This is a genomic window from Streptomyces sp. NPDC101490, from assembly GCF_044767145.1.
GTDB lineage: Bacteria > Actinomycetota > Actinomycetes > Streptomycetales > Streptomycetaceae > Streptomyces.
This window is the reverse complement of record NZ_JBIWNI010000028.1, coordinates 73,757-87,786: the sequence shown is the minus strand read 5'-3', so window position 1 is coordinate 87,786 and position 14,030 is coordinate 73,757. Positions and strand designations below refer to the sequence as shown.

8 protein-coding genes and 1 pseudogene are annotated in these 14,030 nt (G+C 75.0%); 6 read left to right on the top strand and 3 right to left on the bottom strand.

All coding sequences use genetic code 11. The features are described 5' to 3' along the window. Positions 1 to 321 (top strand): annotated as a pseudogene (locus tag ACIRQY_RS32050) (MFS transporter); the annotation flags it as partial. A gap of 366 nt (positions 322 to 687) precedes the next feature. Here ACIRQY_RS32050 and ACIRQY_RS32045 read toward each other — a convergent pair. Beyond that, a complete protein-coding gene (locus ACIRQY_RS32045) occupies positions 688 to 1,113 on the bottom strand; it encodes a hypothetical protein (RefSeq protein WP_403931460.1) in 426 nt (141 codons plus the stop codon). A gap of 34 nt (positions 1,114 to 1,147) precedes the next feature. After that, on the bottom strand, positions 1,148 to 1,600 hold the full coding sequence (locus tag ACIRQY_RS32040; RefSeq protein ID WP_403931459.1) for a hypothetical protein: 453 nt from the start codon (positions 1,598 to 1,600) through the stop codon (positions 1,148 to 1,150). Positions 1,601 to 1,715: 115 nt separating this feature from the next. On the opposite strand from ACIRQY_RS32040, the gene ACIRQY_RS32035 reads away from it, so the two are divergent. From ACIRQY_RS32035 to ACIRQY_RS32025, 3 genes are all read left to right on the top strand, one after another. Then, complete coding sequence (locus tag ACIRQY_RS32035; protein ID WP_403931457.1) at positions 1,716 to 3,110, top strand: hypothetical protein; 1,395 nt, start codon at positions 1,716 to 1,718, stop codon at positions 3,108 to 3,110. 158 nt (positions 3,111 to 3,268) lie between these two features. Next, positions 3,269 to 4,576: a hypothetical protein gene (locus ACIRQY_RS32030; RefSeq protein ID WP_403931455.1), complete on the top strand. Its 1,308-nt coding sequence runs from the start codon at positions 3,269 to 3,271 to the stop codon at positions 4,574 to 4,576. A gap of 1 nt (position 4,577) precedes the next feature. Continuing rightward, positions 4,578 to 7,487 carry a hypothetical protein gene (locus ACIRQY_RS32025; RefSeq protein ID WP_403931453.1) on the top strand — a complete coding sequence of 970 codons (2,910 nt, stop codon included), beginning with the start codon at positions 4,578 to 4,580 and terminating at the stop codon, positions 7,485 to 7,487. Between the two features lie 186 nt (positions 7,488 to 7,673). Here the strand turns inward: ACIRQY_RS32025 and ACIRQY_RS32020 are convergent, their stop codons facing one another. Next, positions 7,674 to 8,879, bottom strand: a complete 1,206-nt coding sequence (locus ACIRQY_RS32020) for an MFS transporter (protein WP_403931462.1) — start codon at positions 8,877 to 8,879, stop codon at positions 7,674 to 7,676. A gap of 264 nt (positions 8,880 to 9,143) precedes the next feature. Here ACIRQY_RS32020 and ACIRQY_RS32015 point away from each other — a divergent pair, with 264 nt between their 5' ends. Both ACIRQY_RS32015 and ACIRQY_RS32010 read left to right on the top strand, forming a co-directional pair. After that, a complete protein-coding gene (locus ACIRQY_RS32015; RefSeq protein ID WP_351792571.1) occupies positions 9,144 to 9,290 on the top strand; it encodes a hypothetical protein in 147 nt (48 codons plus the stop codon). Between the two features lie 93 nt (positions 9,291 to 9,383). After that, positions 9,384 to 14,015, top strand: coding sequence for an amino acid adenylation domain-containing protein (locus ACIRQY_RS32010; protein WP_403931451.1), 4,632 nt, complete (start codon positions 9,384 to 9,386; stop codon positions 14,013 to 14,015). The last annotated feature ends 15 nt before the right edge of the window (positions 14,016 to 14,030 follow it).

Below are 14,030 nucleotides of genomic sequence, written 5' to 3'. Positions count from 1 at the left end.
GAGGAGGAGCAGGGCGTCGCGGGCGGTCTGCTGTACACCTCGTTCCAGTTCGGTGCGGCGCTGGGTCTGTCCGGTGTCGCCGCGGTCAACATCGCGGCCACCGACGGGACTTCTCCCGCCGCTCTCCTGGACGGCTACCAGGCCGCTCTCGTGGTGCCCCTGGTCGCAGCCCTGGTCGCCGCGTTCATCAGCGCGTTCGGCCTGCGCAGCAAGTCCGGCGCCACCACTGCCGAACCCGTCACGGCACCGGCCCCCGACACCACCGAACGCGTCGAGGCGCAGATCACCGGCACCACCGAACGCGTCGAGGTCACGAGATAGTCGCCCCTTCCACGGGGCTTCAGCACCTCAGAATCAGCGCATTGCCCTGGCTTCCGTTCCATCGGGAAGCCAGGGCAATACGTTTCTCCGCGCCGACGCATTTTTCTCCACCTCGGTCTTTCGGCGCTCATTCCGGGATCTCGCCGCGACTCCGTGGCTCCACTCTCCCGAAGGGAAAGGACTCCCTCCGGGAGAGTGGAACTCGGCGCTCTACGGGAATCCGACGTGTCGAAGGCGGGATTCCTCGACGCCGGGGCCGATGACGGTCTCGCCGAGCCCGCCCCGGGGCCTTCGCCGTCCTCCTGTCGAGCGGGTGCGCGGGGCGGCTCCGGCGCCGCCGGACGGCGGTGGGGCGGAGGCGAACCGTCAGATCTCCACGCGGTACGTGGCGTGGGGCGGGTCGACGACGGCCGGGAGCCGCAGGCCGACGCGCAGGGCGCTGTGGGAGGAGCGGCGCCAGGTCGTCTCGAACGGCGGGAACCCCGGCCCGCTGATCCACAGGCCGACGTCCGCGCCGGAGTCCTCTCCGTCCTCCCACCTGGTCAGCGCGGTGACTTCGGCGGTCGCCGGGATCCCCTGGGCGTCGAGCCGCCGGCCCGCTCCGCGCTCGGCGGCGGTGTGGCCCCAGAGCGCCAGGCCGAGAGGCAGCAGGACCACGGTGAAGACGACGCCGATGAGAAGCAGTTCCCGACCGGCGACGAGAACCGCGCCGAGCGTGAACGGTCCGCACAGGCACAGCGTCGCGGCGGCGCCGTACAGAAAGGCCGCGCTCCGGGGGCCGACCCGTGACACCCGTGTCCACCGGGGGCCGTCGTGGCCGGGCACCTCAGTGGTGCGGGGCTTCGGGCGGGAGGCCACCGGCCACGCCGTCCCCCGCGTAGAGGTAGGAGCCCGGCCGGGCGGGATCGGCGAGCAGGAACACCGGGTCACCGGGGCGCGGGATCCGCAGCTTGGAGACGACGGTCCGCACCCCGACGGGGGCGGTGCCGCCGGACAGTTGGAGGACCAGATCGACGACCGGGTCGAAGTTGACGAGCTGTCCGGTGTCCGCGAGCGACACGACGACCGCGGGCACGGTCGGCACTCCCGCCGCGAGCAGCTGCTGGACCTCGTGGCCGGAGCGGTACGCGCCGATCGACTGCTGGACCCTGGCGAAGTCCTCCTGACCGAGGAACGCGCGCGTGGCGCGGCCGTAGAAGCCCTTGCCGCTCGCCACCTCGTCGGCGATCCCCGCTGCCCGCTCCGCGCGGTTCCGGCGTCGCTTCCCGAAGATTCCCATGGCCGCTTCTCCTTGTGGTGAGCCCGTGCGGTACGCGGGACGGACGCTAGGCGGTCCGGGACGCCTACCGATCCCAGGTTCGCCCGCCCACGCGGGCACGACGTACGCTCCCCGCATGTCGTCGCCGCGCCAGCCGACCGAAGGGCCCCGGTCCCGGGCCATGGTCATCGACCGTGCCTGGCGGGCCCTGGGGCCGGGGCTCGAACCGCTGAGCGGCCCCGGCGGGGCCCCCTTGACCAGGACCGTCAAGCTGATCGTGCTGCCGTTGGTCGTCAGGCCCGCGCTGCGGCCGGGACTCGCGGCGGACTTCCTCGTACCGGAGGAGGCCGCGCGCCTCGACGCCCTGGTCCGGGAGTCCGCGCCGCTCCTCGCGGCGACGGCACGCTGGTTCACCCTGCTCAAGAAGGCCCGCCGGGCGCGGGGTGTCGTGGCCGGAAACCCCCAAGACCTCTATTTCCAGCGGTGCTTCGAGCTGGCCGTCGAGTACGGGGTTCCTCCGGCCGACGCGGAGGACATGGCGGGGGCCGTCGTCACGGAGGTGGCGGAGTCGGGCGGCGGGCGGACCGTGGAAGCGCTCCGGGAGCACCTCGCGGACGTCGGTCGACGCGACCGGCTCGAAGCGGAACTGGCCGTCGGGTGGCAGGCTCGCGCGGGCGCCGCGCGGGAGGGTGGCACGGGCGCCCCCGCCACGGAGGTGACCGTCGCGGTCGCGCTGGCCGCCGAGGCCCTGGACGCCTGCGCCGCGCCCGACGGCGCCCCCGCGTACACCGCCATGGTCGACGCGGGGCACGGCGGGCTGTTCGGCCGGGCCCTGTGGGCGGGGACGCACGGGGTGTGGGGCACCGAGGGGCCGCCGGTCTCCCTGGGGCTCACCGCCCTCCCGGTGCCGCCCCGGCCCGAGGTCGGCCGGGGCGCGTCGACCGCGACACTGCCCGCGCCCCTCGACCGGACGCTCTTCGAGCGGCTCTTCGTCGTCCTGCAGAGTTCGTCCCGGCGTGAGGAACTGCCGACGGTTCCGGAGCTCGTCGCCCGGGAGGCCGGGCGCAGTTGCGCTCCGCTCGGTCTCCGCGACGAGAGCCTGCGCGTCGCCGCCGTCCTCGGCGGGCGTCTCGCCGTCGGCCTCGATCCGCTGGGCACCGGCACGCCCCCGGCGGGCCGCACCACGGCGCACCGGGCCGTCAACAGCCGCTGGCGGCGGGAGACTTCGGTGCTGCGTGCCCGCAGGATGACCGTCTCGCCCCGGCCCGACCCGGACGGCGGCGCCCTGGAGTCCCTCGCCCGGGACCTCCGTACCCCGTGGGCCGCCTATACGCGGCGGCTGTGGGTGCGGCTGCACGGGCGGGACGTGCGCGGCGCGCCGCTGACGGACCTCGCCTCGGCCTGGGCGGTCCTCGACGGGGTCGCCCGCTCGGTGATGATGGACCATCGTGCCCGGGTCCGGTCGGCCCTGCGCGCCCTGGCGGAGGCGCCCCCGGCCGTGGTGGAGCCCTCCGGGCAGGGGGACGTGTGATGGCCGGGGCGGAGACGGTCGTCCGTGTCGGTCCGGGCGAGGACGGCGTGGTCCTGGTCGCTCCCGATCCCGGCAGCGGGTCCGGGAGCGGGTCCGGGTCCGGGGGCGGCGGGGGCCGTCCGGGTGAGAGAGGCACCGCTCCCGACTTCGCTCAGGCTGTGCTCGATGTAGCCGGGGCGGTTCTCGTCTGGCCCGTCCTCGGGACGCCGGGGCCGCCGGTGGCGGAGATCCATGACCCGGTGCGGGCGCAGCAGTGGTTGTGGGCGTTCTACGGCGAGCGCGTCGCCGCCGCCGTGCACACCGTACGGGCGGGGAGCCCTCACGGTCCGGCGGCCGGGCGCGCGGGTGCGCCCGGGGCAAGGGTGCGGGGGGCCGTGGCGGGGAGCGGTATCCACGATGCCGCTGCCCTGTGGGAAGGAGCGTCGGGCGTACGTGTCCCGGCGGAGCCCTCCGACCTCGCGGGCGCCGCCGCCCGGCTCGGTCTCGCGCACTGGGCGGCCCGCTGGTGGCCCGCCTCGTACGGGGACGGCATCGCGGTGCTCGAACCGGGCGTGCTCGCCCTGGAGTCGGCGGCCCTCACCCACCGCTGTCAGCAGCTCTTCGACGACGGGGGTGACCAACCGGACGACTGCGCGGCGGAGTTGATCGGTGAGCGGCTGGACGCTCTCGGTCCGTTGCTCCAGTGGTGGCGTGCGGCGCCCCGGCCGACGGCCACCGCACGTCACCTGGACGGGGTGCTGCGGCTGGTCGTGGACGCGGCGGACTGCGCCGGGCTGGACGGGACAGAACTGCGCCTGCTGCGTGCGACCTTGGAGCGGGAGCCGTCCCAGGGTCGTACGGGCGCTCCGGCCGATCTCGGCGCGCTGTTCGCGCGGCGGTCCGGCTATGCCCTCGCGGCGGGCGGTCCGCCCCTCCCCGGCAGCCGGGTGATCGCCCGGGGGTACGGCGTCAACGACTGGTGCCGCTACCCGCCCGGTCTCGTCGACGCCGCCGAGGAGGCGGTGTCCTGGACCGCACGCGCGGTCGGGGCGCGGCGGCTGGTCGAGATCGAGGTCGTCGCGCACGTCGCGGCTCCGGCCACCGGTGCGCCTCTCGTCGCGGAGGTCTCGGCGAACGGCGGCGGCCCGCTGCGGGTGCCCCTCGCCCGGCGGGACGACCTGTGGACCGGCCTGGCGGACGTGGACCTGGGCGCCGGTCCGTCCGGCGCGGGCCCGGGCGCGCCGCGCGTCGAGGTCGGCGTCCTGCTGCCCGGTTTCGACCCCGGGGCCGGGGCCGGGGCCGGGGCGCGCGCCGGGCGCGCCGCCGTCCGTACCCTGGCGCGGCGGCGCCTCGCCGGCGCGGCACGGTCCGTGGCGGGCGGGGCGCTCGACGAGTCGGCGGGGGTGGAGCACGAGGTGCTCGACGGCGTCGCGGGGCCCTTCCTCGCCGAGGTCCTCGCGGCCACCGCCACCGGGGAGGACTACTGAGATGACGGACGGGACCGGAGCGCCGACGGGCCTGTACGGGGAGCCGTTCGACAGTGGTCTCGCCGAGGCCCACGGGCATCACATGGCCGCCGAGTTCGGGGCCGCGCACGCCGTCCACCAGGAACTCCTCGATCTCGCGGGCTCCTTGGACGACAGTCCCGACGTGCGGTTCCTGCGGGCACATGTGCTCGCCGACCTCGCGAGCGTGCTCCTCTCCGCCTCGGACCTGCCCCGCGCGGAAGGGGCCAACGAGCGGTCCCGCGCGCTCCTCGACAGCGTCGCGGCGGAGCCGATGGGGCCACGGGGGCGTCAGTTGTGGCTGGAGATCCTGCTGCGGACACTGATCGCCGGGTCCGCCGTACTCAGCGCGACGGGACGCCCGAACGAGGCCTTGGCCCGTCTCGACGAAGCGGCGGCCGTCCTGCCCGAGTTCACGGACCCCGACGGGCTGCGGGCCGCCGAGATCGGCCTCGGCCGGGTGCTCCTGCTGATGGCACACGGCTCATGGGGAGCCGCCGAGGAACATGCCGCGCTCCTCCTGTCCGTCACTCCGGGCAGCGCGGCGGAGACGATCCCGCGCCTGCTGACCGCACTGGGCGCGATCTGCTCCGCCACCGGACGGTACGACCCCGCAGAGGACTACTTCGCGCGGGCTGAGGACGGCTTCCTGGCCCTGGGCGACAGCGGTGAACGGCAGGCGCTGCTCACACACCGCGCGTTCCTCGCCTGGGGCCGGGGCGAACTCGGCCGCGCGGAGACGCTGTTCACAGAGGTGTCCGCCATCTTCGAGGGACAGCGCCGGTTCGGGGACCTGGCGGTCTGTGAGCAGGCCCGCAGTCACCTGGCCGGTCTGCGCGGTGACGCCACGGGGGCGCGGGACCTGATGGCGGCGAGCCTGGACCGGTTCACCCGGCTCGGCGCGTCCGTGGCGGCCGCCGACAGCATGCTGCTCGGCGCCCAGCACGCCTATGTGCGGGGCGACATCGAGGAGATGAGACGGCTGGCCCAGGACGCCCGGGACGTCTATCAGGCCCGGCGGATCCACGAGCGGTGCGCGCAGGTGGACCTGCTGCTCGCACGGACCCTCGAGGACGATCTGAACCGGTCGGACCACGGCGAGCACGAGCGGATGTCCGTGGACACCGCGCTCTCCCTGGCCCTCCCCGCCGCGCTGACGCTCGCCGCGGCCCGTCACGACTTCGTCACGGCCCATGCGCGCGGCCAGTGGCTGGAACTGGCCGACGAGGCGATGTGGTTGGTCTTCCGCCTCGCCGTGCGCCGTCAGGACCAGGGGCTCCTCTTCGAGCTGGTGGAGCACCGCGGTGCGGGCGCGGCGCTGTCCCTCGGGAGCCGGTCGGGGGCTGCCCGGTCCGGTGGCACGCCGGTCTTCCCGGACCCCGCGATGAAGACGTACGGCGAAGGCGGGGCCGTGTCGCTCGGGGGTGTCGCCGCGGAGGCCGCCGCCTCCGTCGGGCTGCGCGTCGGACCGCCGCCGAAGGTACGGATGTCGGCGGAGTCCGGCCGGGTGGCGCTCCAGGAGTACATCGCGGCGGCCGAATTCCGTTACGGGCGGCGGATCGTGGACGAGGTGGAGGTTCCGTTTCAGGACACCGGTGCGGCGGCCGGGCGGCCGGTGGTCCAGGTCCGGTTCGCCGACGCGGGCGATCTGTTCATGACCTGGACGTGGGCCGGGGGCGCCCGGGGGTTCGGCACGGGATACGCGCCCGCCGCCGAAGTGGATCGGGTGGTGGGCGAGTTGAATACCGCCCTGCCCGGTTCGGGCGAGGGGGAGGCGGGGATACGACGTGCTCTCGGCGCGGGCCCGTTCGCCGAGCGCGGCGCCGAACGGCGGCTCGCGCGGGCGCTGGGCGGGGTGCTGTGGCCGGAGGGCCTGACCGAGCAGATCCGGCAGGTGGCGACCCGTGCGGGCCGCCCGCTGATACGGCTCCAGCCGTCCCCCCGCACTGCCCAGGTCCCGTGGGAGCTGCTGGCCGTGGACGACACGGATGTCCGGCTCCTGGACCTGGCGGACGTGGTGACCACCGCGCCGACGTCCTTGCGGCGCCGGAGCGCGGATGGAGGTGCGGCGAAGGGCAGCGGCGCGGCGGGTGCGGAGCCGTCGGCCGAGGTGTCCGGCCCGGTGGTGCTCGTGCTCGACCCCCGTGTGCCCGGCTTCCGGGCCGACTCGCCGCTCGGCTCCGTGCTGGGGCCGCCCGGCTCGGACCCGGAACTGCTCGCGCTGGTCCGAAGACATCTCGACACGGGCCCGGTGGTGCCGTCTCCCGCCACTCCGGCGGAGGCGTTCCGGCGCACCGACCTGGACCGGGAGTGGCTGAGTGGTGCGTTGCGCGCGGGCCCGCGCCGACTGCTGTACGTCGGTCATGTCAGCGGAGCACCGGTCGAGGGCGGCCAGAGCGAGGAGGGCACGCTCCATCTGTGCTGCGGTCCGGGGACGGCCGGGCTGGCCGAGCCGGTCCGTGCCCATCGGCCGCTGTCGGCCAAGGACCTCCTGCTGGGGACGCTCCCCCTGCACGGCGACGGTGAACCGGGGGCGCTGATCTGGCCCGCGCCGCCGAGGGTCGCCCTGATCGGCTGTGAGAGCGGCGGCGACCTGCGGTTCGCGGAGTCGTTCGGACTCGCCACGGCGATGCTCCACAACGGCGCGGACCTGGTGACCGCCACCCGCTGGCCGCTGCCGACCAGTTTCGCGTTCCACTACCTGGCGGGCGTGCCGGAGTCGGTCCGGCCGCTGTCGGAGGCGGTCGTCGCCGTCGACACCGCCCACGAGGACACCGACCCGGTGCGCGCGCTGTGCGCCTGGCAGCGGGAGCGGCTCGACCGCTGGCGCGCCGAAGGCCGGATCGCTGACTCTCCGCTGCTGTGGGCGGCCCTGACCTGCATCGTCGTATGAGGGGGCGGGCGGAGTGCCGGGCGGCGGGCGTCGGACCTCAGGCCTCTGGCGGCGGGCGGAGTGCCGGGCATCGGGGGCAGGTGTCGGGCGTAGGGCGTCGGGCAGCGGCCCTTCTGGAGGCCCGTACACCCTTCTCCGGAGGTCTTACGGCCCCCAGGGACGTGGCCGGGGTGTGGCCGGAAATCCTCAGGCGTCGGCGGTGGGTGCGCCGGGCAGGTCACGGAGGCCGCGCAGTGGCCCCATCAGCAGGAAGGAGCCCGCCGCCAGCAGTGCGGCGGTGACGGCCCACATCGTGGCGCGGGCGCCGAGGAGGGAGGCGAGGGAGCCGCCCAGGAGGGCCCCGAGCGGGATGGTGCTGTAGTTGAGGAACAGCGTGGTCGCGGTGACCCGGCCCAGCAGTTCGGCGGGGCAGTACGCCTGCCGGAAGCTGACGATGATGACGTTGCAGGCCACGACCCCGGCGAACATCACGACCGTGCCGAGGACGAAGTACGCGAGGCCCGCGCCGGGAGCGGCGAGCGCGGCCAGCAGTCCGAAGGGCGCGGCGGCGAGGTGGATGACCAGCAGGGCGCGTGCCGAGCCGAGGCGCCGGGCGAGCCGCCCGGCCATGAGCCCGCCGAGCACTCCGCCGATCCCCCCGCAGGAGACGAGCCAGCCGAGGGTGTCGGGGCCGACGCCGACGGTCCGTACGAGGAAGACGATCTGGACGGCCTGGAATCCGGCCATCGCCAGGTTCACCCCCGCGCCGAACGCGGTGACGGCCCGCACCGGCGGGTCTCCGACGACGAAGCGGAGACCGTCGGCGATCTCGCGGCCCAGCGGTCGCCGGGGCGCCGGGGCCGGGCGCGGCCCGTCGGAGCGGATGGCGGTGAGGCAGAGCGACGACACCACGAAGGAGACCGCGTCGAGCAGCAGGCCCGGGGCGCTGCCCAGGGCCTGGGCGATCAGTCCGCCGAGGCCGGGGCCCGCCATCCTGGCGGCCTGGTCCCCCGCCTGGAGCTGCGCGTTGCGGCTCATCAGGTCTTCCGTGGGCACCAGTCGCGGCAGATAGGACGAGTAGGCCGTGGAGAAGAAGACGGAGGCCGCGCCGGAGACCAGGGCGGCGCCCAGGACGTGCCCGATGGTCAGGGCTCCCAGCCACCAGGTGACCGGAACGCTCACGAACACCGCCGCGGAGACCACGTTGCACACGAGCATGACGCGGCGCGGCGCGAGACGGTCGACCCACGCCCCTGCGGGCAGTCCGATGACCAGCCACGGCAGCCAGGGCGCCGCGGTGAGCACGCCCATCGTGAACGGCGAGGCGTGAAGGGTGGTCACGGCCACGAGCGGAAGCAGGACGGACGTGACACTGGTGCCCAGCTTGCTGGTGGTCTCGCCGACCAGCAGCAGCCGGAAGTTCCGGTGCGGGCGTCGGCCACGGTCTTTCGCGGACTGCGCGGCAGTCGGCGTGACGGACTCCAGCGCGGCCTCCGGACATCGATGGCGAAGTGACCTGAACGGGCCTCAGAGTACGTTCGTCGCAAGCGAGTTCGGGGCCGGATCATAGATTTTCTCCGCCCTGGAAACCAGGGTGGCCATTTCCCGCCGGTGCCGCTTAGGCTCGACGGCGTCCACCGCCAACGCACCGTGTCCCATGGGGAGGATCGAGCCCGGATGAGCGATCCGTTCGAGAAGGAGACCGGCGTCCTCCCGGCCCTCGTCAGAGGTCAGGACCAGCGCACCCCCCGGTCTTCGCCGGGCGGTGTCCCGGGCGGGTGGCCGACGACGGCCCGGGGCGCGACGGGCACCGCGCCGCACTGACGACGGGCCGCGCCACGGACACCCCGGGCGCGTCAGGTCACTCCCGCACCACTCACACCGGCACCGCCCCCTTTCCCGCGCAAGGAGCTGTCCGTGGTCACCAGTGCGCTCGACCTCCTCACCCGCTTCCGGCGTGTGTCCGCCCGGTGGCCCGAGCGCGTCGCCGTGGTCACGCCGTCGGAGTCGGTGACCTTTGGAGCACTGGGCGAGCGGGTGGAGCGGACCACGCGGGCGTTGCGCGGGGCGGGCGTGGAAACCGGGACGACCGTCGCCCTGGACCTCCCCCGTGGGGTCGGCCCGGTGGCGGCGATGCTCGCGGTGTGGTGGCTCGGCGCGGTCTGCGTACCGCTGGACCCGGCCCGTCCGGCGTACCGGCGGCGCCCGCCCGCCGGGGACAACACGGCGAGCGTGCGTGCCGAACACCCCCAGGCAGGCGGGGCTTTCGCAACACGTCCTGGCGGAGTGGTCGTCACCGGGCCCGGTGACAGCGGGTGGCCGGAGGGCACGCGGTGCCTCCACCTCCCTTCGGACCTGGGACCGTTCGGCGTGGGCGCGCCGGTTCCGGTGGGTGAGGTGGCCGATGACGCGGCGGCGTTCGTCGTCCACGTCCCGGGGGGCGACGGGTCACCCGAGGCGGTCACGGTCAGCCGGGGCGACACCGCGCGCCTCATGGCAGCCCGGGAGGAGCACGGTGTGTTCCTCCCGGCTCCGGCGCGGGTGGTGTGGGACGCGGACCTCGACACCGACGTCTCACTCCGGCAGTGGGCCCGCGTCTGCCGAGGTGACACCCTGGTCCTTCCGGACGACGAACAGCGCGCCGATCCACGGCTGTTCGCCCGGTTCCTCCGGGAGCGCGAGGCAACCGACCTGGACACCACCCCGTCCCGCTGGGAGGCGCTGCGCCCCCACCTGGCGACCGGGGCCGCGGACATCCCTCCGCTGCGGCTGCTTCTCGCCGGGGAGCCTGTCTCCTCAACCCTCCGGGCGGACCTGGAACGCCTCGCCGGTCGGGGACGAGTCGACGCCGTCCTGCTGTGCGAACCGACGGAACGCGTGGGCGCCGCGAGCGCCGCGCCCGGCACCGGCCCCTTGCCTCCGAGCGGTTCGCCCGTTCCCCCGCTCCACACCCATGTCATGGACGCCTCGCGGCAGCCGGTGGCCGAGGACGGCCGTCGCACGGCCCCGCCCGGCAAGGACGGACGACTCATCGCGCTGCCCGCCGAGGACGTACCCCGCACCCAGGTGACGGGCGCGACCCCACCCGCCGAGAGCGCGCCATACGGCCCCGGGCCGCATGGCGTCACGGACGCCCCGGCCCGGCACTTCATCGACCTCTTCGAGGGACACGCCGGGGCCGCCCCGGAATCCGTCGCCCTGGTCCTCGGCGAGGAACGGGTCTCCTACGGGGAACTCGACGCCCGCGCGAACCGGCTGGCCCATGTGCTGGCCGCGCGGGGCGCGGGACCGGAGACGGTGGTGGCCTCGGCGCTCGACCGCTCGGTGGATCTGGTCGTCGCGGTCCTGGCGGTGCTGAAGAGCGGCGCCGCCCACCTCCCGGTGGACCCCGGCTACCCGGCGCGGCGCATCGCCCACGTCCTGGGTGACGCGGCCCCCACCCTGCTCCTCGCGGACTCCGCAACGGTCCTGCCGTCCGGTGTCGTGGTGCCCCGTACCGACCTGGACGACCCGGAGACCCGCACGGCGCTGCGGCGCGCCCCGGCGGGCGGGCCGCCACCGGGCACCCGGCGCGCCCTGGGCGAGCTGCCCGCGTACGTCATCTACACCTCCGGGTCCACCGGTCTGCCCAAAGGCGTGGTCGTCACCCGCTCGGGTCTCGCCAACCTGGTCGCCCACCAGCACGAGACGATCGGGGTGGACGCCGACAGCCGGGTCCTGCAGTTCGCGTCACCGGGCTTCGACGCGTTCTTCTGGGAGCTGGCGATGGCACTGTCCGCGGGGGCCGCGCTCGTCCTGGCGCCCGCCCGGGACCTGCTGCCGGGTCCCGGACTGCGTCGTCTCCTCGACGGACAGCGGGTCACCCACGCCTCCCTGCCCCCTTCCGTGCTGCGGGTCCTGCCGACCGACGCCCTCCCGCACGTGCGCTTCCTTGTCTCCGCCGGTGAGGCCCTGGACGCGGAACAGCCACGGCGCTGGGCTCCCGGGCGGACTCTGGTCAACGGATACGGGCCCACGGAGACGACGGTCTGCGCCACCATGAGCCGACCACTGACGGAGCGGGACGGCACACCGCCGATCGGCGGGGCGATCCGGGGCACGCGCCTCCACGTCCTCGACACCGCTCTGCGGCCGGTGTCCGTCGGAGAGGTGGGCGAGCTGTACGTCGCGGGGGCCAATCTGGCCCGGGGCTACCTCGGCCGGCCCGGTCTGACGGCGGGGCGCTTCGTCGCCGACCCGTACGGACCGGCCGGGACGCGGATGTACCGCACCGGGGACCTGGTGCGGTGGCGTGCGGCGGGCGATCTGGAATTCGTCGGAAGGGCGGACGACCAGGTCAAGGTACGTGGCCACCGGATCGAGCCGGGCGAGATCGAGGCGCGGCTCGCCGGGCATCCCGGGGTGTCGGCCGCCGCGGTGACCGTGCACGAGGACCGGTACGGTGACCGGAGGCTCGTGGCCCACGTCCTCCGCGAGCCGCCCGCGCGGTCGGACGCCGACCATCCGCGTGACGCGGACCTCGGCACCACCGAAGCGGACCACCCGGCCGACGCGGACCGTGGGACGGATGCGGACCGTGGGACGGATGCGGACCGTAGGACGGATGCGGACCGTGGGGCGGACGCGGCTCGCCTGGCGGACGCGGACCGGGTGGCCGACTGGCGGCGCGTGCTCGACGCCGTTCCGGTCGACGAACAAGCCGCCTTCGGTGAGGACTTCACCGGGTGGAACAGCTCCTACGACGGCAGCGCGCTGCCGTGGGAGCAGGTGCGCGAGTGGCGCGACGAGACCGTGCGGAGCATCCGCGCGCTGAGGCCCCGGCGCGTCCTCGAACTCGGCGTGGGCAACGGCCTGTTGCTGTCACAGCTCGCCCCCGGGGCGGAGTGTTACTGGGGGACCGATCTCTCGCCCCGGGTGATCGAGCGGCTGCGGCGGCGGGTGGACGGGCGGCCGGACCTGGCAGGGCGGGTCGTCCTGGACTGTCGGCCCGCCGACGACCACGAAGGCGTCCCGCGCGGGTACTTCGACGTGGTCGTCCTCAACTCCGTCGTGCAGTACTTCCCCGGCGGACGCCATCTCACCCGGGTCCTCGCGCTCGCGGCGGACGCCCTGGTGCCCGGCGGTTCGGTGTTCGTCGGCGACGTACGGCACCTGGGGCTCGCGGAGGCCTTCCACGGCGCGGTCGCGGCTCGTTCCACGGGTGCCGCACCGGGCGGCGCGGAGCAGCGCCGGGCGGTGGCGCGCGGTCTGGCGAGGGATCCGGAGCTGCTGGTGGATCCGGAGTTCTTCCGGTCGTCGACGGTCACCGCCGGGAGCGCCGGGCAGCCCTTCGCGAGCTGTGACGTCCGGCTGAAGCGGGGGACCCACCACAACGAACTGACCCGGTACCGCTACGACGTCGTCCTGCGCCCGGCCGCAGACACGGTGTCCTCCGCCGGAGCCGCACCCCCCGTCGGAGACGGGCCGCGCCCCACCGGAGACGGGCCGCGCCCCACCGGCGGTACGCGGTCCGGCACCGGGGCCGCACCGTCCGGCTCCGGCGGTGCGCGGCCGGCCCCCGGCACGGTGACGGAGCTGGTGTGGGGAGCGGACGTCCGTACGCTCGACGGCCTCGCCGACGCGCTGCGGGACCGTGTCCGGGGCGCCTCGCCCGTCCGGGTGTCCGGTGTGCCGAACGCGCGCCTCGCCGAGGATCTGCGCGCCTCGGGCGGTTCACCGGACTCCGGTCCGGACCCGGAGGATCTCGCGCGGCTCGGCGAACGCCTCGGCTACCGAGCCGTGTTGCGCTGGTCCGCGAAGGCGGGTCCCGAGCACGTCGACGCCGAATTCTCCGCCGGGGAGGAGGACTTCCCTCCGGAGACCGGAGGCCGGAGCGGAGCCGCGACCGGGACAGGGACAGGGACAGGGCTGGACCCCGAGCGTCATGTCAGCGTGCCCTTCGCCGCGACCGACGACACCGAACTGATCAGATCGGTCACCGCGTGGGCGGCCGCGTACCTCCCCGGGTACATGATGCCGTCCGCGATCGTGGTGCACGACGCCTTCCCTCTGACCCCGCACGGCAAGCTCGACCGGGCCGCCCTGCCCGCTCCGCCCGCCGTCCGGAGCGGCACCGGGCGACCGCCCCGGAACGCGCGGGAGGCGGCCCTGTGCCGGATGTACGCGGAGATCCTCGGCCTCGCCACGACGGAACCGGCGGACGGGCCGCGCACGAGCGCCGCCGACGACACCGCCCCCGCCGGCGCGGCAGCTTCGAAGGGCACGGCGGGCATAGTGGGCACGGCGGGCACGGCGGACACAGAGAGCGCAATCGACACCGGGGCCTGGTCGGACACCGCGTACCCGGTGGGCGTCGACGACGACTTCTTCGCGCTCGGCGGGCATTCGCTGCTCGTCACCCGGCTGGTGAGCCGCGTCCGCGCCGAGCTGGGCGTGGAGCTCCAGGTGGGCACGGTCTTCGACGCGCCCACGGTGGCCGGGCTCGCGTCCCGGCTCTCCGGCGCCCGCAAGGCACGGCCCGCGCTGCGGAGGATGCCCCGCCCCGGCTGACGGCGGCGCGGGACC